Annotated in this window: 19 protein-coding genes and 1 other annotated feature; of the genes, 5 read left to right on the plus strand and 14 right to left on the minus strand. The window is 41.9% G+C overall.

The window, feature by feature from the left end; translation table 11 throughout:
• Positions 1–16: 16 nt before the first annotated feature.
• From Q7P97_RS06665 to Q7P97_RS06675, 3 genes are all read right to left on the minus strand, one after another.
• Complete coding sequence (locus Q7P97_RS06665; protein ID WP_303968261.1) at positions 17–535, minus strand: hypothetical protein; 519 nt, start codon at positions 533–535, stop codon at positions 17–19.
• Between the two features lie 78 nt (positions 536–613).
• Complete coding sequence (locus tag Q7P97_RS06670; RefSeq protein WP_303968264.1) at positions 614–1129, minus strand: DUF84 family protein; 516 nt, start codon at positions 1127–1129, stop codon at positions 614–616.
• A 23-nt stretch (positions 1130–1152) separates the two neighbouring features.
• Positions 1153–2226, minus strand: coding sequence for a M42 family metallopeptidase (locus Q7P97_RS06675; RefSeq protein ID WP_303968267.1), 1074 nt, complete (start codon positions 2224–2226; stop codon positions 1153–1155).
• Between the two features lie 200 nt (positions 2227–2426).
• On the opposite strand from Q7P97_RS06675, the gene Q7P97_RS06680 reads away from it, so the two are divergent.
• A complete protein-coding gene (locus Q7P97_RS06680) occupies positions 2427–2741 on the plus strand; it encodes a hypothetical protein (RefSeq protein WP_303968270.1) in 315 nt (104 codons plus the stop codon).
• Positions 2742–3098: 357 nt separating this feature from the next.
• On the opposite strand, the gene Q7P97_RS06685 is transcribed toward Q7P97_RS06680, so the two are convergent.
• From Q7P97_RS06685 to dat, 4 genes are all read right to left on the minus strand, one after another.
• The gene (locus Q7P97_RS06685) at positions 3099–3944 is read right to left on the minus strand and encodes a YtnP family quorum-quenching lactonase (RefSeq protein WP_303968273.1); all 846 of its coding nucleotides are present in this window, start codon (positions 3942–3944) and stop codon (positions 3099–3101) included.
• Between the two features lie 118 nt (positions 3945–4062).
• Positions 4063–4707, minus strand: a complete 645-nt coding sequence (gene trmB / locus Q7P97_RS06690) for a tRNA (guanosine(46)-N7)-methyltransferase TrmB (RefSeq protein WP_303968276.1) — start codon at positions 4705–4707, stop codon at positions 4063–4065.
• 39 nt (positions 4708–4746) lie between these two features.
• Entirely contained in the window at positions 4747–5715 is a 969-nt protein-coding gene (locus Q7P97_RS06695; RefSeq protein WP_303968279.1) for a nuclease-related domain-containing protein, read from the minus strand.
• Entirely contained in the window at positions 5699–6583 is an 885-nt protein-coding gene (gene dat, locus Q7P97_RS06700; protein ID WP_303968416.1) for a D-amino-acid transaminase, read from the minus strand. Before dat ends, Q7P97_RS06695 begins: the two co-directional genes overlap by 17 nt.
• A gap of 378 nt (positions 6584–6961) precedes the next feature.
• Between dat and Q7P97_RS06705 the strand changes: the two genes are divergently transcribed.
• A complete protein-coding gene (locus tag Q7P97_RS06705; protein WP_085426601.1) occupies positions 6962–7183 on the plus strand; it encodes a DeoR family transcriptional regulator in 222 nt (73 codons plus the stop codon).
• Between the two features lie 51 nt (positions 7184–7234).
• On the opposite strand, the gene Q7P97_RS06710 is transcribed toward Q7P97_RS06705, so the two are convergent.
• Together Q7P97_RS06710 and Q7P97_RS06715 are read right to left on the minus strand one after the other, a co-directional pair.
• Complete coding sequence (locus Q7P97_RS06710; protein WP_303968283.1) at positions 7235–7966, minus strand: pseudouridine synthase; 732 nt, start codon at positions 7964–7966, stop codon at positions 7235–7237.
• Between the two features lie 3 nt (positions 7967–7969).
• Entirely contained in the window at positions 7970–9586 is a 1617-nt protein-coding gene (locus tag Q7P97_RS06715) for a putative polysaccharide biosynthesis protein (protein WP_303968286.1), read from the minus strand.
• 151 nt (positions 9587–9737) lie between these two features.
• Between Q7P97_RS06715 and Q7P97_RS06720 the strand changes: the two genes are divergently transcribed.
• On the plus strand, positions 9738–10994 hold the full coding sequence (locus Q7P97_RS06720) for a BaiN/RdsA family NAD(P)/FAD-dependent oxidoreductase (RefSeq protein WP_303968289.1): 1257 nt from the start codon (positions 9738–9740) through the stop codon (positions 10992–10994).
• Between the two features lie 215 nt (positions 10995–11209).
• Here the strand turns inward: Q7P97_RS06720 and leuS are convergent, their stop codons facing one another.
• Positions 11210–13624: a leucine--tRNA ligase gene (gene leuS, locus Q7P97_RS06725; RefSeq protein WP_303968292.1), complete on the minus strand. Its 2415-nt coding sequence runs from the start codon at positions 13622–13624 to the stop codon at positions 11210–11212.
• Positions 13625–13704: 80 nt separating this feature from the next.
• Positions 13705–13922, minus strand: a binding site (T-box leader).
• Between the two features lie 146 nt (positions 13923–14068).
• Between leuS and mnmL the strand changes: the two genes are divergently transcribed.
• Positions 14069–15022 carry a tRNA modification radical SAM protein MnmL/YtqA gene (gene mnmL, locus Q7P97_RS06730; RefSeq protein WP_303968295.1) on the plus strand — a complete coding sequence of 318 codons (954 nt, stop codon included), beginning with the start codon at positions 14069–14071 and terminating at the stop codon, positions 15020–15022.
• A 1-nt stretch (position 15023) separates the two neighbouring features.
• A complete protein-coding gene (mnmM, locus tag Q7P97_RS06735; protein WP_369684260.1) occupies positions 15024–15632 on the plus strand; it encodes a tRNA 5-(aminomethyl)-2-thiouridylate-methyltransferase MnmM in 609 nt (202 codons plus the stop codon).
• A gap of 37 nt (positions 15633–15669) precedes the next feature.
• Here the strand turns inward: mnmM and Q7P97_RS06740 are convergent, their stop codons facing one another.
• From Q7P97_RS06740 to Q7P97_RS06755, 4 genes are all read right to left on the minus strand, one after another.
• Entirely contained in the window at positions 15670–16395 is a 726-nt protein-coding gene (locus Q7P97_RS06740) for an SDR family NAD(P)-dependent oxidoreductase (protein WP_303968298.1), read from the minus strand.
• A gap of 26 nt (positions 16396–16421) precedes the next feature.
• Complete coding sequence (locus Q7P97_RS06745; RefSeq protein ID WP_303968300.1) at positions 16422–16556, minus strand: hypothetical protein; 135 nt, start codon at positions 16554–16556, stop codon at positions 16422–16424.
• 101 nt (positions 16557–16657) lie between these two features.
• Positions 16658–17323 carry a 3'-5' exonuclease gene (locus tag Q7P97_RS06750; protein ID WP_303968302.1) on the minus strand — a complete coding sequence of 222 codons (666 nt, stop codon included), beginning with the start codon at positions 17321–17323 and terminating at the stop codon, positions 16658–16660.
• Positions 17324–17391: 68 nt separating this feature from the next.
• A complete protein-coding gene (locus Q7P97_RS06755) occupies positions 17392–19320 on the minus strand; it encodes a DUF294 nucleotidyltransferase-like domain-containing protein (protein WP_303968305.1) in 1929 nt (642 codons plus the stop codon).
• Between the last annotated feature and the right edge of the window lie 5 nt (positions 19321–19325).

The raw sequence follows: 19325 nt of genomic DNA on the forward strand, positions 1-19325 counted from the left end.
CCGTACTCAATTTTTTTTATTGATCATCATGTTGAACTGAACGAGCAATTTCCATCATTTTTTCCAAGTAAGCGCTAGTGTTTGCTTCGTCTGTTACAGTTTCCACCTTCGCTCCACCTACGTTTGCAATTAACTCTACTTGCTTTTCACCTTTTTGAATAACCGCCACAAAGCCAAATGCTTCATCTTTAGAAAATGTTTGTGCACCTACTAAGTTTTCCGGTTCATCCGTCAATAGCACATCATAATAGACATGGCTATTTTTCTTTTCATTCGGATTAACGGTTAAGTAAAATGAATCATGTCGTTTAGTTAAGACAATCGTTTGTGAAGTTGATTCTTCATCTACACGTATAGTTGGCGGTTTATAGAAGTCGATATCGCCTACCGTATGATTCGTTTTTTTGCTATTCAATTCAAATACTTTTTTCGCTGAGACAAATGCATCGTCAGTACGGACTTCTACTTTCTGATTGCATCCTACTAATACGACAGCTAGTAGCAACAGCAAGAAAACCTTTCCACTTCGCAACATTCAGGTTCCCCCCTTCTCTACTTTCGTTCACTTTTCTATCAGTCCTATTCTAATCGCACGCTGTCGCTATTGCAATCGTCAACTCTGCCGTGACAGGCTATACAAGAGCTGACCGATTAATAACTGCATAATATGTTCAAAAAGTGCATCTCTTGGTACAAGTTGCGCTGTCAACATTCCCATTGCGCCTTCTGACATACGGACATTTCGCTTTTTAAAATAGTCATCCACCGCGTCGCCCAGTTCTCTACCACTGCGAATTTCATCAGCCAGTTCTTCTGGCAACGGAATTTGAGCGCCCGCGGCAGTATACGTTTTGCCTTCCGGTGTAGTGAGGGCTCCCCAATTGCAAAGATACATGGTGTCCGCAATCATGTGGACACCACCTTCCAAGCCAATACCATACGTATCGTTTGCAACAGCAACCGATCGATTAATCGCACCTTGACGTGTTTCCTCTTCACTCATCGGCTGGGCGCTGACGCCTGACGAAACGGACACGGAAGAAACAGAACTATTTTCCAGACACCGCTCGATGATTCGAACGACCGCACGCTTCTTGGCCTGATTTTCAGAGCCTAGAATAAATTCCATTCAGTCCCCTCTTTTCTAAGAGCCTAGCCATTTTGCTTTAACGTTTCTACTGTAGTTTTATCACATGCTTTTACTAACTTTGTAATTAATTCCTTCGCTGCTGCATAATCATCTGTGTGGATGATCGAAGCCGCAGTGTGGATGTAGCGAGAACAAATACCAATGACTGCACTTGGGACGCCGTTATTCGCCACATGTACCTGCCCTGCATCTGTACCGCCTTGGGAAACAAAATATTGATACGGGATATTGTGAGTTTCAGCGGTATCTAAAACGAACTCTCGCATGCCTCGATGAGTGATCATCGAACGGTCCATGATACGCAATAATGCGCCTTGGCCCAACTGCCCAAATTCTTTTTTATTGCCGCTTGCATCATTTGCAGGACTTGCATCGAGTGCAAAGAATAGGTCCGGATCAATCATGCGAGCCGCTGTTTGCGCTCCACGTAAACCGACTTCTTCCATAACTGTTGCACCTGAATACAATGTGTTTGGCAACGTTTCATTTTTTACTTCTTGCAAGAGTTCAACAGCTAGACCGCAGCCATATCGATTATCCCACGCTTTGGCCATAATCTTCTTTGGATTTGCCATAGGTGTGAACGGACAGATTGGCAAGATCTGCTGGCCCGGACGAATTCCGAAGCTCTCTGCATCCGCTTTATCATCTGCGCCTACATCGATCAGCATATTTTTGATATCCATCGGTTTACTGCGCTCTGCATCACTTAATAAGTGTGGCGGAATCGATCCAATAACTCCCGTAATTTCTGTATCTTCCGTGATGATCTGGACTCGTTGCGCAAGTAGGACTTGGTTCCACCAGCCACCTAACGGCTGAAAACGAAGCATACCATTATCTGTAATACCCGTTACCATGAAGCCGACTTCATCCATATGTCCCGCAACCATGATCTTCGGTTGATCTTCTTTTCCGTGGCGAACGCCAAAGATTCCACCCAAACCATCTTGAATAATCTCATCCGAATTTTGTGCCAGCTGCTCACGCATAAAAGCCCGGACACGGTATTCATTACCTGGTGCGCCCGGAAGTTCAGTCAGTGTACGAAATAACTCTAATGTTTCTTTTTTCATCTAAATCCCTCACTTTTTCAGTCTATTCGTATTATATCCAGTAAACAAACAGATGAAAACTAATTAGGTTAACAATCTGCTTTACACAAAGGTGCCATATTTTACCGATTACTCAAGCGAGAAAAGCTTTTGAATCGCCATGCCCTTTTAAACTATGTTACACTATAAGAAAAGATTTGCGAAGGAGGCTGCATTAAGCCATGAGAGTAAAAGATTTTGTTGCTGGAATTTTAACCGGAGTTGCTGCAGGCGTAGTAGTGAATGAGGCATTTAACCGTTATAACGAAGAAGTACCTGCTGACAACGTACTCAAAAAAGTAAAAGACGCATTTAAAGAAGAAGGACCAATCGACGGTTCTTGGATCGTAATGAAGCCAGAACCTTACACAAACCATGTCATCTCCATGGACGTTTACCGTGGTGGCGTTTCACGTATGAAAGACGGCAAGCTAGAGCAATATGAATTCGCAGCAGATGCGAAAACAGGCACTGTCGTAGAGCTAGTTCGCCAGTAATCTATACTTAACTATACGAAAAGAGACTATCCGAGAAGTATCTACTTCTCGGATAGCCTCTTTTTTTAACAGGTATTTTACATACAGAAAAAGACAACCCCCGCGTAAATGGGATCTGTACCTAGGACTTAATTTTTCAACAATGCATATACGTTCAAACGTCAGAAGATGACGCCAGTTGATCGTAAGTGCAAGGCGGCGACTCCTAGTGGATCAGCGTGAGCCTTGAGACCCCGCAGGAACGAAGTGACGAGGAGGCTCAAGCCACGCCCACAGGAAAGCGTCCGCCTGGAACGTCGATCAACTGCGCCTCCCCGTCTAATCACTTGAACTTGAACTTGAACTTGAACTCAACCTTTACCGTGTACGAGGCAAGCTATCCACAATCTTCTTTCCATCCTCACTAAACTTCGCCATGCGATACACAGCATCATGATAGAAAATAAAACCATATTCATTTGGAAGCGCTTCCTTCATAATGCGCTCTTTCGCAAAAATCGAGTCCATTGGATAATCATCATAAGCTAATACCCACAACGGGTTCGTATGCGCATGCGTCGGCATAATATCCGCCATATGAATCAGCGTCTCGCCGTCCTGTTCTAACTTAATCACACTATGACCATCACTATGACCGCCAGTATGTATCATTTTTATGCCCGGCACTACTTCGATTTCATCTTCAAACGTTGTCACTTGTCCTTGAATCGGTTCCCAGTTTTCTTTCCAGTACGTATTTCGAGAGCGAATATTTGGTTCTCTCATTTCGTCCCACTCGACTTGTGAAGTGTAGATCTTTGCATTTTTAAACACTGAAACGAGCTGATTGCCTTCCCATTGCGTCAAACCTGCCGCATGGTCATTGTGAAGATGGGACATCAACACAACATCGATATCATCCGGTGTCATACCTAGTTCTTCCAAGCTCTCTTCTACACGCGTTTCAGCACGCACACCCAAATTGCGCTTTTTCTTCTCGTCCAACTTACCTTTACCTATACCTGAATCGATTAAATAATTTTTGCCTTCGTATTGAATTAGGATTGGGTCTGTTCGTAGTTCAATCAAATTGTTTTCATCTGCTTCATAGCGTCTTGACCATAATGCTTTCGGAACGACACCGAACATCGTACCGCCATCCAAATAGTTTACGCCACCGTCTAACCACGTTAGTTTCATGTCATGAAAAGTTAATTGATCCATTATATTTCCTCCCTACATTCCTAAATTATCTGTTGTAATGACGTGATACTTCTCCACCAACCCCTATAGCGTGAGTGGAAAAGTATCACGTCAGACAACTAGTGATCTAGCCAATTAATCAGCTTTGGTACTGTGCTTCCAAACGATAAATCGGTTGACCTTTACTTGAGAACTTTTCTTCGTACTCTGTTAACACATTGTCTTCCGGCATGTTTGCATGTAAATCCAGTGAAACGGTTAGCAGTTTCATGCCATAGTTCGTCAAGGAGACAAGAGAATACTCAAACAACGGACGATTGTCTGTCTTAAAGTGAATTTCTCTATTCTCCTTCAAAACACCTTCATATTTCGCTAAAAAGTTTGGATGTGTCAAACGACGTTTCTCATGGCGATCTTTTGGCCACGGATCAGAAAAGTTCAAATAGACTCGATCAATCTCGGATTTTGCAAAAATGGCTTCTAATTCTTCGCCATTCACACGCATCAAACGTAGATTGGCAGGTTTTTCTGCCTCGATCGTTTTCTCTAACGCCGAAACGATAACATTATCAAAATGTTCAATACCGATATAATTAATTTCTGGATTAGCCAATGCCATTCCAATAACAAATTGTCCTTTTCCTGTACCTACTTCAATATGGATCGGAGAATCGTTTCCGAACTCTTCCGCCCAATGACTTTTCTTGCCTTCTGGATCCAAAATCAATACATCCGGATGCTCTGCCATGAAATCTTTTGCCCATGGCTTATTTCGTAAACGCATACTGGTTACACTCTCTCTTTGTCTGTGATTTCTAGTCTATTACTCTTCCACGATTTCTTCCGCATCAAATAATCGGCTCATTGCTGTAGTTTGTGCATGATCCAAAATAGCCTGCGCCGCTTTAAATTGGGTATGCTTCATAGGACTCGGATTGCTACATAACTTTGTCAGCCATTGTTCATACGTTTTACGGTCAATCGTAGTAACTTCAAATGGCGTTCCTGGATAATCAATATAGCCCGTTCTTGAAACAATCAATTTCTTGATCGGAATCTCCACTTTCGCTGCTTTGAAAAATGATGAAACAACTTTCTCCATCCTACTGAGCGCTATAGTAGGATTCAGTACTTTCTCTTCTTGATCCCCAAACTTTTTGAGCCAAAATCTTTCGCCAGTACCTATGTACGCAGCCAATCTTTCATCTTCGAGCACCGTTATGCAGTAGCAAGTAGTAGGTGCCAATAAGATAATGTCTAACTCGACAGGCGCTTTATTCACTTTGACGATTGGATAATAAAACAACAAAAAGCTATCAGGTAAACGTAATGTCAGTTGTTTCAATAATGGGTCAGAGAAATACTTCGGGTCTACACGAGATCGATCATACAATGTAGAACTCGCCCACTTTAATTGGAATTGAAACAATTGATCGCGATATGCCTTCTTTAATTGCTCAACATTTAAAGGTTGCCCCGAGATGGAAGCTTGAAAATCCAAATCATCGTCTTGATCTTCCGCACCATCCTCTGAAACTGTAAACTCTTGCGCGAACTCCACATCTCTTCTTTTACGCCATTTTCCGAATAATACCGTATACCATCTTGAACGCTCTTGCACATCTTCTGGAAAAATAGCCGCTTGCTCTACATGCAAATCAGCACCGTGTTCCCATTGATTTTTAATACGCTTCCATTGATAACGTTTTAAACGGATAAATTGAGTAGGATAGCGCGTTAAGTCATTCTCGTAACGAGATACATAATCGACGAGTTTAACTAGCTGGGCCATTTGATTCTCTTTCCTCAACATTACCAGACGCTACTAACATCGGAATCTGTGCATCAAACGCAACTTGCAACTTTCTCGTCAACGGACCTGGGACTCCTTGTCCTATAGGTTGCTGATCAATCGTCACGGCAGGCGTAATCTCTGCATTCGTCGATGTATAGAAAAACTCATCCATTTCTAATGCTTGCGGCAGCGTGAATTCTTTTTCTTCAACCGGAATATTCAAATTCTTAGCTAACTGCAAAACGACACGACGAGTAATCCCGTTAAGGATAAAGTTATTCGCAGGGTGCGTGTATAGAACGCCATCCTTAATGCCGAATACATTAGAAGATGAGCCTTCACGTACCAACCCGTTACGTACGAATAGCGCTTCTTGACATCCATGATCAAATGCCTCTTGTTTCGCCATCACATTGCCGAGTAGGTTCAAACTCTTTATATCACAACGAAGCCAACGTACATCTTCCACAGACTTCATGGCAGCACCTTGCTGAAGATAGTGCATAGGACGTTCATTTTCTACCGCGTACCCAACTACGACAGGCTGAATACTTTCAGGGAATTGGTGAACGCGTGGCGCAACACCACGGGTTACTTGTAAATAGATATGTCCCATAGTAATTTCATTTTCAGTTTGAAGTTTTTGTATGATCTCGCCTAATTCTTCAATAGTATATGGCATGGCCATACGAATCTTTTCTGCACTTTCTATTAAACGCTCCAAATGTTCTTGTGCAGTGTACAATGCGCCATCGTATATTTTAATTACTTCGTAGACGCCATCGCCAAAAGCATAACCACGATCATTTACGGATACATGTACTTCATCTTCTTCTAGAAACTTTCCGTCTTTAAAATAGATCATACCACCGTCACCTCTTCTGTTATGAAACTTCAAGCTGTCATACCGCCAGTTTCTTCTGTTCCTATTTTCACATGTTTACCGAATAAAATCAATTAGACCTTGATAAGAGCATCAATGTATTTTCTTGTTAACAGAGAAAACTAGCTAACTGTCTAACTTAAAAACTATTAATTCGAACTTATACAAATTAACAAGCGAAAACATGTGCGCTTTTGTCTATAATGCGTTATACTACTAGTGTCAGAATCATTCACTAACTATTCTGGCATAACATAGTATCGAGGAGCGGATCAGGAAAGATATTATCAGAGAATACCCCAACAGTCTTCTTTTGCAATGTTGGCGTGAAAATATGAAGATGAAGGAGTGGTTTCTTAGATGAACCCAGCTACCGATCGCATGTTAATTCGTATCAAAGATGTCTATCTGTTCATTCGGGATAACGGAAAAGTAACGACGGAGGATGTGGCGGATGAATTCAACATTTCAACCCGCACAGCTCAACGCGACTTAAACGTTCTGGAGTACAATGAATTGATTAAGAGCTCAGTCCGCGGCGAATGGACGACGACGTCCAAGAAAGTGAAATTATCTTCCTGATCCTGTCTCCTATATACACGTTTACAAAGCAAAAAGGCTGACGCTTTTGCATCAGCCTTTTTGCTTGGAACGATCTATTTCTTTCAACTGCTGTAATTCCTCATCCGTCAACTCCCGGTATTCCCCTAACTCCAAATCTGGATCTAATTCTAGAGGTCCCATTGTTAAACGCTTCAGGTATACCACTTTTTTCCCTACCGCTTCAAACATTCGCTTTACTTGATGAAACTTTCCTTCTGTAATCGTCAATTCAATTTCTGACTCTTCAGCAGAATGCAAGATATGTAAAATACCCGGCTTCGTTTCATAAGCATCATCCAAGATCACGCCGCGCGCAAAGGCTTCAGTGTCTTCTTCCGTTACAACTCCTGCCACTTTCGCGTAATACGTTTTGGGTACTTCTTTTTTAGGTGACAATAAATTATGCGCAAGCTTTCCGTCATTTGTCAGCAATAATAATCCTTCTGTGTCTTTATCTAAACGACCTACAGGAAACGGTTCGAAATGTCGATCTTCTCCTGCAAGTAAATCAACAACCGTTTGATCACGGTTATCTTCCGTCGCAGATAAGACACCAGGTGGTTTGTGCATCATCAGATAGATGAATTCTTTATAAACCACTTCTTCACCTAGAAGTGAAATATTGTCCGAAACTGGATCCACGTGCTGGGCAGGATCTTTCATCACTGCCCCATTGACGCGGATCATGCCTTTTTTCAACAGTTGTCGAACTTCTTTACGTGAACCGTATCCTGTATTTGATAATAATTTATCGAGTCTCATTCATTACCCTCCAAGTCCGATGCGTCTCATAATACGTGTCAGACGATCACCGAATAGTTGTTGTGCAAGTCCTGATTTCAAAGCGAGGAATCCGTAAATTACCATACCGACGCCCGTTCCAATCATGACATACAGCAAAGCTTGCCAACGACCTACAGGAATATGCGCCATGTTCAGACCTTTGTTCGTCAGCCAAACACCAGCAAACATCACCGCGTTGAACGCCAAAATCAGGAATAAGCGTCTAATGACCATTTCAGATTTATAATTCAATGCTTTTTTAATGACGAGCAAGTTAATACCAACCGCTACTGAATAGCCAATTGCGGTAGCTAAAATCGCACCGTTTGTTTCAAACATCTTGATCAATGGGATGTTGATCAGCATCTTAATAAGTAGTCCCAGTAACGAAGTAAAGACGATCCATTTGTGATGATCAATTCCTTGCAAGATCGCAGCCGTTACCGTGAACATCGCGAAAAGAATCGCAACTGGTGCATAAGAAGCCAATACGCTAGCACCCGCCACATCATGCTGATACAAGAATTGATACACTTCACTGTTTAAGACAATTAATCCTATTACCATAGGAATCGTCAAGAACAACATAATTTGATACGTCTGATCCAGTGAACGCGTAACGCCTTTTTGATTGTTCATCGTATAGTCTTTCGTAATAATTGAAATAAGTGCCATGGAAAAACCAGTCGCAACCATTACGGGAATCATGACAATTTTATGTGTCAAAAAGTTTAATTTCGTTAAATACAAATCCGATACACTAGCGAGACCAATAGAACTCATCGCACCGTTAAATGTAATCATATCGACAAATTGATAGATTGGATTGATTGTTCCAACTAGCACAAACGGTAAAACATAGGCAAATACTTCTTTATAAATTTGTTTTAGCGGGATGGAACTTGCCGGCGGACTGTTCGATAATAAATAATCAAATTCATCTCTATACTTCTTCCAATAATAGTAGAGACTCCACAGACCTGCAAGCGCACCAATGAATGCCGCAAACACCGCAAATTGAACTGCGATTCTTGGTGACAGACCTAGTACATTGACGACTACGAATGCACCGACTAGGACAACAATAATTCGTACAATCTGTTCAATTAATTGGGAAACAGAAGTCGGTTCAAATTTTTGATACCCTTGAAGGTATCCACGTGCAATACTCAGTAACGGAACCGCAAGTAACGCAAAACTTACCCAGCGAATGACTGTCGCAATATCGTGTACGGTAAAAATCTGTTCATCGCTTTTGATGACGAGTTCGGCAATGGGATTCGCAAGGAAAAACAATGCAAGAAATGACAGAAAACCAGTTACGGACATAACGACCATACCCGATTTCATTAATTTCCTGCCGGTCGCATAATCGCCTAATGCATTATACTTGGAGACGAATTTGGATATCGCAAGAGGTGCTCCAGATACGGCTACTGCTAGCGCTAAGTTATAAGGTATGTATGCGTATTGATAGAGTCCAACACTATTCTCTCCAACGATTGCATAAAACGGAATTACATAAAGTAAACCAAGTGCTTTCGATAAAAATAGGCCAATCGTTAAAATGGCCGTGCCCTTCAATAAATTCGATGCCATAATTGATTCCTTCCATTCCTTAAGAGATACTTGTATAGTTTACCCCTCGACACTCATTTGTACAATCTTTAACTGAAGACTAAATCAAAAAGCAATCGCACCTATATGGTGTATAATGAAAGACAAAACGAAATGAAAGAGTGGTTCTACAATGTATGATGTAATCGTAATCGGTGGCGGACCTTCAGGCTTAATGGCCTCCATTGCGGCAGCCGAACAAAAAAAGCGTGTGCTGCTAATTGAAAAAGGGCGAAAGCTCGGCAATAAATTAGCCATTTCTGGCGGCGGTCGCTGCAACGTCACAAATAGATTGTCACAAGAAGAAATTATTAAACATATTCCAGGTAACGGAAAGTTCTTATACGGACCGTTCTCTGTTTTCAATAATCAAGATATCATTCAGTACTTCGAAGGGCTCGGTGTACCATTAAAAGAAGAAGATCATGGCCGTATGTTCCCTGTTTCAAATAAATCCAAAGACGTCGTCAATGCGTTATTGAATCAAATGGATGAACTTGGCGTAGAAATACGCTTAGAAAGTCGTGTACAAAAGTTGCTGATGGACGACGAAAAAATTCTTGGGATCCGATTAGAAGACGGTGAAGAGATCCGCTCGCATGCGGTAGTAGTTGCAGTCGGCGGCAAAGCGGTTCCGCAAACAGGAAGTACGGGAGATGGCTATCCTTGGGCTGAACGCGCGGGACATACTGTCACGACACTATATCCAACAGAAGTGCCTTTGCTATCACGAGAACCATTTATCGTTTCAAAAGATTTACAAGGCCTCGCACTACGTGACGCAAAAGTATCTGTTTTGAATAAAAAAGGCAAAACTCTCGTAACCCACCACATGGATATGTTATTCACTCACTTTGGATTAAGCGGTCCTGCCATTTTACGTTGCAGTCAGTATGTGGTGAAAGAACAGATGAAGAATGGCAAGCAGCCAGTTTTGCTTCAAATTGATTCGATACCTGATCAGCACGAAGAGCAACTAACACAAACTATCGCGAAGATTTTAAAAGATGAACCTAAAAAACAAATCAAAACTTCATTAAAAGGACTTGTTCCTGAACGTTGGTTGCTGTTTTTATTGAAAAAGGCGGGAATTAGCGAAACAGAAATCGGTCTAGATATTAAACCGGAAGATGTTCGCACACTCGCCCAACTTTTGAAAACATTCCCTGTGCATATTACAGGTACGCAACCAATCGAGAAGGCTTTCGTAACAGGCGGCGGAGTTTCCGTTAAAGAAGTCGAGCCGAAGACGATGGCTTCACGAAAAAAGATCGGACTGTTCTTCTGTGGCGAAATTTTAGACATCCACGGCTATACGGGCGGTTATAACATTACCGCAGCGCTTGTGACAGGTCGATTAGCTGGGATGAATGCCGGTTTGGCTGACTGACTGTTTTTTCTATGAGCGGATATGAGTCGGCTATGATCGGTTAGCGTGTGTGATAGAGCACTCAACCTGTTTCATAGAGCGCTTAACGCATGCCATAGAGCACTAATCCCATCCGATAGAGCGCTTATCGCGTATGTATGAGCACAACCAAATATCCAAGACACTATAAAAAGCCGGTAGGAGAAATAAATCTCCTACCGGCTTTTCCCATTTCATTACCCTGCTACGATATTAACTAGACGCCCAGGAATCGCGATAATTTTCTTCAATTCCTTGCCTTCCATCCACTGCTTCACGTCTTCATTTTCCAAAGCCGCTTGTTCTAATTCTTCTTTCGTGCAATCTCTCGCTACGGTAATTTTCGCACGGATTTTTCCGTTGATTTGTACCGCCACTTCCACTGTGTCATCCGACAATTTCGACTCATCAAATGTTGGCCACTGTGCGTAAGCAATCGTGTCCGTGTGCCCTAGTTTCGACCACAGTTCTTCAGCCAAGTGAGGTGTGATAGGTGAAATTAATAATAGGAATCCTTCGATGTATGCTTTTGGCAACTTCTCCGCTTTATAGCTTTCATTGATGAAGACCATCAATTGGGAGATCGCTGTATTATTGCGCATCGCTTCGAAATCCTCTGTAACTTTTTTGACAGTTTGATTATAGACTTTTTCTAGTGGTCCGCCTGTTTCATCCGTCAATTTATCCGTCAACGTATCATCTTCATTGACGAGTAAGCGCCAAATGCGGTCTAGGAAACGACGTGATCCGTCTAAACCATTCGTCGACCATTCTTTCGATGCGTCAAGTGGTCCCATGAACATTTCATAAATACGCAATGTATCTGCACCGTGTGAATGAACGATATCATCCGGGTTGATGACGTTGCCTAGTGATTTAGACATTTTCACATGTCCTTCACCTAAGATCATTCCTTGGTTAAAGAGCTTTTGGAACGGTTCTTTCGTTTGTACAACACCGATATCGTACAATACTTTATGCCAGAAACGAGCATACAATAAATGCAGTACCGCGTGCTCCGCTCCACCTACATAGATATCAACCGGCAACCAGCGCTCAGCCAACTTTGGATCAATGATCATATCATCGTTATTCGGATCGATATAACGCAAGTAATACCAGCAGCTTCCTGCCCATTGTGGCATCGTGTTCGTTTCACGTCGACCTTTCATACCTGTTTTTGGATCCACTACATTGACCCACTCCGTAATGTTTGCAAGTGGTGATTCACCTGTTCCACTCGGTTTAATATTGTCTGTTACCGGCAACATCAATGGCAACTCCGATTCATCGACAGTAGTCATAGTGCCGTCTTCCCAATGAATGACAGGAATCGGCTCGCCCCAATAACGCTGACGAGAAAATAACCAATCGCGCAAACGATACGTAATTTTGCGTTCGCCGTTACCATTCTCTTCGAACCACTCAATGGATTTTGTAATGGCTTCTTCTTTTCCTAAACCGTTTAAGAAGTCCGAGTTCACATGCTCGCCTTCTCCTGCATAGGCTTCTTCTTCAACGTTACCGCCTGCCACTACTTCTACAATCGGTAAATCGAATTTTTTTGCGAATTCATAGTCACGCTCATCATGTGCAGGTACTGCCATGATCGCACCTGTACCGTAAGTAGCCAAGACGTAATCTGCGATCCAGATCGGCATCTTCTCGCCACTTGCTGGGTTAATCGCATACGCTCCAGTGAATACGCCTGTTTTATCTTTCGCTAAATCTGTACGCTCAAGATCACTCTTAGATTTCACTGCATCAATATACGCTTCTACCGCTTCACGCTGATCGTCTGTTGTGATCGTGCTAACCAATTTAAGCTCAGGAGCGAGAACTGCATACGTCGCACCGAAAATCGTATCAGGACGTGTAGTAAAGGCTTCGAATGAATGCTCAGTATCCGCAATTTCGAATTTCAGCTGCGCGCCTTCAGAACGACCAATCCAGTTACGCTGCATGTCTTTCAAGCTCTCAGGCCAATCCAAATCATCCAAGTCTTCTAACAGACGATCTGCATATTCCGTAATACGCAAAACCCATTGGCGCATCGGACGACGTTCAACCGGGTGATTTCCACGTTCAGACAATCCGTCGATCACTTCTTCATTCGCAAGAACTGTTCCTAACGCCGGGCACCAGTTGACAGCTACTTCATCGATATACGCAAGGCCACGCTTATAAAGTTGAATGAAAATCCACTGCGTCCATTTGTAATAGCTTGGGTCCGTTGTATTGATTTCACGAGACCAATCATACGAAAATCCAAGATCCTGCATTTGGCGTTTAAACGTTGCAATGTTCTTTGCTGTGAATTCAGCTGGATCATTCCCTGTATCAATTGCATACTGCTCAGCAGGCAATCCGAAAGCATCCCATCCCATTGGGTGCAAAACGTTATATCCTTGCTTACGTTTGAATGCACTCAAAATATCTGTCGCGATATAGCCAAGTGGATGTCCAACGTGAAGGCCAGCACCTGACGGATAAGGGAACATATCCAACGCATAAAACTTAGGCTTGGATGGATCATCAATCATTTTGTATGTATCGTGATCTTCCCAATACTTTTGCCACTTCTCTTCAATTTGCGTGTGTTTATAACTCATGTCAAAAATTCCTCCAATGTAATCTAATTTCTGTTTCTTGTATTGGTGAGTACAGATAAAAAAAGACTCTCGTCCCTCTATAAAGGGACGAGAGTCTATATAGTTTCCCGCGGTACCACCCAAATTGACGGATTACGCCGTCCAACTTGATTCCTTAACGCGGAGTACGGTATTAGTTACAAGTATTCACCAATACAGGCTCAAAGGCGAGTTCGTTCCACACTAATACAGACTTGCACTGGCCGTCTGCTCTCTAAAAAGTAGCGTATGAAGTACTATTCCTCATCATTGCCTTCATTATTTTCTTCAGTTTACCCGAAACAGAAGATGAATACAAGCCTTCTCTGTTGGTTTTTGTCGTATACCAAACAGTTCATGCAATTTGTTATGTGATCTCTCCGTATATTCCGTGGTACAATGTCTGATGTAAAGGAGCTGTACATAATGAATGAAATCAATCTTCCGTTTCCAAGTGAAGGGAAACGATACCATACATGGTCAAGACATTTGAAGGATACATTCGGTTGTAAAATTGCGAAAGTTGCGCTAGATGCGGGATTTGACTGCCCAAATCGTGACGGTACCGTTGCGCATGGCGGCTGTACATTTTGTAGCGTAGCAGGTTCAGGTGATTTTGCAGGAGATCGCGTAGATGCAATTGAAGTCCAATTCGCCGAAATCAAAGAGCGATCCCAACGCAAATGGAAAGACGCAAAATATATGGCCTATTTCCAAGCGTATACGAATACTCACGCCCCTCTTCCTGTTCTAAAAGAAAAGTTCGAAGCAGCGTTAGCCCAAGAAGGCGTTGTGGCATTATCCATCGCGACGCGTCCTGATTGTCTACCGGATGACGTAGTAGAATATTTAGCTGAACTTAATGAACGCACGTATTTGTGGGTGGAGCTCGGTTTACAAACGGTACATGAATCTACAGCCAAACTCGTGAACCGCGCCCATGATTTCGAATGCTATAAAGAAGGCGTCGACAAGTTACGTAAGCACAATATCAATATCTGCAGCCATATCATCAACGGCCTACCCGGTGAAACAGAGGAAATGATGATGGAAACCGCTCAAGCCGTTGCCGAACTTGATGTACAAGGTATTAAAATTCATTTGCTACATTTATTAAAAGGAACACCCATGGTGAAGCAGTACGAAAAAGGCAAACTAGAATTCCTAACGAAGGAAGCGTATATCAACCTAGTCGTCGATCAACTGGAAATCATGCCTCCTGAAATGATCGTACATCGTATCACTGGTGATGGCCCTATCGATTTATTAATCGGACCGATGTGGAGCGTTACGAAATGGGAAGTGCTAAATGGTATTGATCAGGAGCTTGAAAGACGCAATAGCTGGCAAGGGAAAAAACATTTACAAGAGGTGAAATAATGTGACAGACATCTTGTTGCATCGCGTATTGCCGATAGCAAAACGTCTGATTTCGGAACGCGTGCAACCTGGAGATACAGTAGTCGATGCGACTGCTGGCAATGGTAATGACACAGTCTTCTTAGCTGAATTAGTCGGTGACGAAGGACAAGTAGTAGCATTTGATATTCAGCAACAAGCACTTGATGTAACAAAGCATAAACTTGGTGACATGGCTAGTCGTACTGCATTAGTTCATGACAGTCATGCGAACGTTTGCAACTATGTGCAAAGTGAAATTAGCGGTGCTATGTTCAATTTAGGGTATTTGCCATATAGCGAAGATCTCAGTATCGTCACGACCCCTTCATCAACCATTGCGGCACTCGAGTCGTTGCTTAGTTTGCTGAAAAAGTCAGGCATTATAACGATCACAGTCTATGACGGACATGAAGGTGGCAAAGAGGAACGTGATGCGTTGCTCGATTACGTCTCGACATTACATCAAGGTGATGTTCATGCCATCCGATATGAATTGCTTAACCAAAGAAGAAACCCTCCGTTTTTGCTTGCGCTCGAGAAGATGAAAGACTTTACTGAAGTACGGAAGTTAGAAGCCGGAGAATCATAAAGCTCGTTGCCACGATCCATGTGGCAACGAGCTTTTCTTAGAAGAATTTACGAATGTCTGCGATTGTATCCGTTTCAAGGAAGTCGACTTCCATTGCAAATCGCTTTAGTTTTTCTGCTGTTTCGTGCGCAGAACTTAACTGCCCTTCTTGCTTGTACGCCTCAAAACGTTTCAAGTGTGGAAATTGTTGTTCAGATGATGAGCGAATTGTCTCCTGCATCCCTGTGTCGATAATTCCCGGCGCGATAGAAACAACACCCGTTGGATAGCTAGTTGCTTTTTGCTCCAACGCAATAACACGCGAAAATTGATCAAGTCCTGCCTTTGTCGTGCAATACACTCCCCACCCTTCAGAAGCGCTACGTCCTGCTCCAGAAGAGATGTTCATGATTTTCTTCGTTCCCATAAAATCTTTCAATGTATCGATAAATGTATTCGTTAATAAAATAGGTGCCGTTAAATTTACTTTAATCGCCTGCTCTACTTTTTGAGGATCCAATGAACCGACTAAACTAATCGGGTCAACCATACCTGCATTATTGATGAGCGTGAATGAGCTAGCTTCTCCAATATGCTGACTAATTACGCCTTGTAAAATAGCAGTCGCTTTCTCAACATCAACTAGATCCACTTCAAACATTGATTGTTCTTGTTCAGGGTTTGTCCGTGCCAAGCCGTACACCGTAGCTCCCGCTTCTTTGTATTGACACAGTAGTTCTTTCCCTATACCTTTTGATGCTCCTGTAATAATGATAACATCCATATGTATCCGCTCCTTTTTTATACGATTCAACTAGTTAGTGATTCCACATATACCGCTACATCTTCCACAGTTTTATTCGGTAACTCAAAAAATAATATCCAACAATACACTGCGATAGCTAAAATAATGACGATCAATAAAATCAATTGACGCTTATTCATTAATTCACGTCCTTTACACATGGTTCCGCTCTTTCATTTCTACTATATCACAACAAAAAATGGGCTCGCCACTGTTTGAATGGCGAACCCAGCAATCTAAATTAAGTTTGCGAAGCAAATTTATGTGCACCACCATTTTTTATACGCAGTAAATCCGCTAGCGTCTTCACGCCATGACGATCGAGTTTTCTCAGTAACGCTGTGAATACATGTGCTGTCGTCAAAGCATCTCCTAGCGCACGGTGACGTTCAAAGATCTCTGTACCAAATAGACGCGCATAGTCTTCCAAGTCTTGTTGCTCACCTGTAGGATCCAAATAGTTGATCAAATGCATCGTATCAAATGAAGTCGGTGTTTGAAATGTGCATTTCTGACGACTTAATTCTTTCTTTATGACCATTTCATCAAAGCTAACATGATGCCCAACCCAGCCCGCACTTTTATGTTTTTCAATAAACGCAAAGTATTCTTCAATAGCAGGTAATGGCATAGGTGCATGATCAACTTGTGATTGCTGTATAGAAGTCAGTTTGCTAATGACAGGAGGAATATCCCTCGATGGATTCACAAATGTTTGAAATACATGATCGGTAACCTCGAAACCCTCTACTTGCACGGCACCTATCTCAATCATTCGATCATCTGCTCCAATAGCGAAACCAGTAGTTTCTGTGTCAAATACTGTGAAGTTCATGTCTTGCAGTGGCGTATTCAACTGTAGTGATTGTTGTAATTCATACGTCAACTTTTTCTTTTTCCAAAACATAATGTCGCCCCCTATCTATATAGTACATTATGTACGAGCTGTGTACAGGGACCTTTATCTATATTATCTTATAGTTTTGATAATAAATGTGATTGAAGAGCTCTGACCGTGTCTAGTGTTGTTCGCAATTCATTCAATTCCCATCTTCGCAGATCGCGCAAATCGATTTCCGTAGAAATTTTCTCTCCACGTAAATGTTTTTCCCATGACATAGTAATTCTAATACTTAAAGATATTTCATAAGCATGACGAACCTCTTCTGCAAAGTCTTTCGTGATTTTCTTCTTTTTCTGCAAAGCTGAAATAATCTCAAGTGGCGTTGCATTTATAATCCCATTACTAACTCCTAAAATTTGCAAACAGTGATGAAGTGGAAATAGCGCATGTTTTTTAATATCAATAATATCTGCTTTACTGCGCCCTCTGAAAATATTCAAGAAGTTTTGTTGCAATTGTGGGATCGGCTTCTCTTTTTCTTGTTGCGCCATATAGTAAATAAAAGTGGCAGACTTCTTCAAAAGACCATGAACCATCGTGATAAAACGTTCATTAACAGCAGATTCACCGTATAGGAAGCGGAATGATAGGAAGTTGTATCCGAGCAGTATTTGTTCAGGTGTAGATTGAAGAGCCCATTGACGAATACGTTCATGCCAAATCGCCATCGTTCCACGCCACTGCGTCTCGCTAGCCATCATAAATCCGATACATCTCGTATAACCTGCCTGCTCAAGATGAACCACAATTTCATTACCTAGAAGTTCAAAATATTTCTCGACATACTCAGATTCTTCCCTCGATACATCTTCGTAGACGAGAAAATGGTCTTGATCGGTCAGCATGAACTGCTCTCCACGTGCTCCACTTCCCATCTGGTACCAAGCAAACGGAACGGGTGGCATTCCTTTCCCTTGATCTTCAAGAGACTGTACAGCAAGCATGACGCAATGTTTCGCCAGTCGATCATAAAACTTCGTCACGATTTCCAATGTGTGAATAGTCGATATTTCATCTTGAATTAAATTAGATAGCACATCATAAATCGCCGCTTTTACAACTGGCAAATTTTCGAAGGAAGCTTCTTCTATCGTTTTTAATATATTCATGGAATTACGATCACGTTTCGTCATCAATGTAGCGAACGTTACAATGCCTACAGGTTTACCTGCTTTTACAACTGGCAAATGCTTTATTCCATGTTTATAGAATTTAGTCAAAGCTTCATAATAATAATCGGTTACTCTTACCGTATGCGGCTTTTTCGTCATAATGTCTTTTGCTCGCAGTTCATTTGGCGAAGCGCCGTCTGCTATTACACGTTCAACAAGATCTTTTTCGGTTACGATTCCAATAAGTTTACCTGCCTGATCTGTAATAACAATTGAACTAATCGAGTTTTTAATCATTAATTCCGCAATTTCTTTTGTTTCTGCTTCCGCATGAATCGTTATAACCGGACTACTCATGAAATCTTGCACACGACGGACATACGGCTCACTCTCGCCATATTCGTCAGCCAAACGAACTTGCTCCCCTAAAGAGGTATATACATTCGCCAAGCGAATCGACATCTTGCGTAATACATAATCACGTACATTTTGATCGTCCATACGTTTTTTTATCACTTCATACGGAACTTGCAGACAAATCGAGTCTTCTGCTACCACCATATCAATGTGATGCTTATCAAGCGGTCTCGCCATTTCCCCCAAGTAGTAAGCAAAATTGGAAAAGCCGATGATTTCATCTTCCTGAATAAATTCTAACGTTACCGAACTGCCATCTTGTCCTTCTATTTGAACCTCTGCCGATCCTTTTAACACGATGAGCAATCCTTCTTGTGGTGTTTTGAAATAGTTGGATTTATCCGCTTCCTCATATATCTTTAATTTACAACCTAACAATAATTGATCGAATTCCTTTTCTGTTGTATCGATAAATAAAGGATTCCTATGGACTTTATCATATAATTCACGATCTTTTACCGTCTTCAACATTTCAA

Source organism: Sporosarcina ureae (assembly GCF_029267015.1).
GTDB lineage: Bacteria > Bacillota > Bacilli > Bacillales_A > Planococcaceae > Sporosarcina > Sporosarcina ureae_D.

Excerpts from the sequence above, each read along its gene's own strand:
- Q7P97_RS06665 (WP_303968261.1), bottom strand. The coding sequence starts at position 535 with ATGTTGCGAAGTGGAAAGGTTTTCTTGCTGTTGCTACTAGCTGTCGTA.
- Q7P97_RS06670 (WP_303968264.1), bottom strand. The coding sequence starts at position 1,129 with ATGGAATTTATTCTAGGCTCTGAAAATCAGGCCAAGAAGCGTGCGGTC.
- Q7P97_RS06675 (WP_303968267.1), bottom strand. The coding sequence starts at position 2,226 with ATGAAAAAAGAAACATTAGAGTTATTTCGTACACTGACTGAACTTCCG.
- Q7P97_RS06680 (WP_303968270.1), top strand. The coding sequence starts at position 2,427 with ATGAGAGTAAAAGATTTTGTTGCTGGAATTTTAACCGGAGTTGCTGCA.
- Q7P97_RS06685 (WP_303968273.1), bottom strand. The coding sequence starts at position 3,944 with ATGGATCAATTAACTTTTCATGACATGAAACTAACGTGGTTAGACGGT.
- trmB (WP_303968276.1), bottom strand. The coding sequence starts at position 4,707 with ATGCGTTTACGAAATAAGCCATGGGCAAAAGATTTCATGGCAGAGCAT.
- Q7P97_RS06695 (WP_303968279.1), bottom strand. The coding sequence starts at position 5,715 with ATGGCCCAGCTAGTTAAACTCGTCGATTATGTATCTCGTTACGAGAAT.
- dat (WP_303968416.1), bottom strand. The coding sequence starts at position 6,583 with ATGATCTATTTTAAAGACGGAAAGTTTCTAGAAGAAGATGAAGTACAT.
- Q7P97_RS06705 (WP_085426601.1), top strand. The coding sequence starts at position 6,962 with ATGAACCCAGCTACCGATCGCATGTTAATTCGTATCAAAGATGTCTAT.
- Q7P97_RS06710 (WP_303968283.1), bottom strand. The coding sequence starts at position 7,966 with ATGAGACTCGATAAATTATTATCAAATACAGGATACGGTTCACGTAAA.
- Q7P97_RS06715 (WP_303968286.1), bottom strand. The coding sequence starts at position 9,586 with ATGGCATCGAATTTATTGAAGGGCACGGCCATTTTAACGATTGGCCTA.
- Q7P97_RS06720 (WP_303968289.1), top strand. The coding sequence starts at position 9,738 with ATGTATGATGTAATCGTAATCGGTGGCGGACCTTCAGGCTTAATGGCC.
- leuS (WP_303968292.1), bottom strand. The coding sequence starts at position 13,624 with ATGAGTTATAAACACACGCAAATTGAAGAGAAGTGGCAAAAGTATTGG.
- mnmL (WP_303968295.1), top strand. The coding sequence starts at position 14,069 with ATGAATGAAATCAATCTTCCGTTTCCAAGTGAAGGGAAACGATACCAT.
- Q7P97_RS06740 (WP_303968298.1), bottom strand. The coding sequence starts at position 16,395 with ATGGATGTTATCATTATTACAGGAGCATCAAAAGGTATAGGGAAAGAA.
- Q7P97_RS06745 (WP_303968300.1), bottom strand. The coding sequence starts at position 16,556 with ATGAATAAGCGTCAATTGATTTTATTGATCGTCATTATTTTAGCTATC.
- Q7P97_RS06750 (WP_303968302.1), bottom strand. The coding sequence starts at position 17,323 with ATGTTTTGGAAAAAGAAAAAGTTGACGTATGAATTACAACAATCACTA.
- Q7P97_RS06755 (WP_303968305.1), bottom strand. The coding sequence starts at position 19,320 with ATGTTGAAGACGGTAAAAGATCGTGAATTATATGATAAAGTCCATAGG.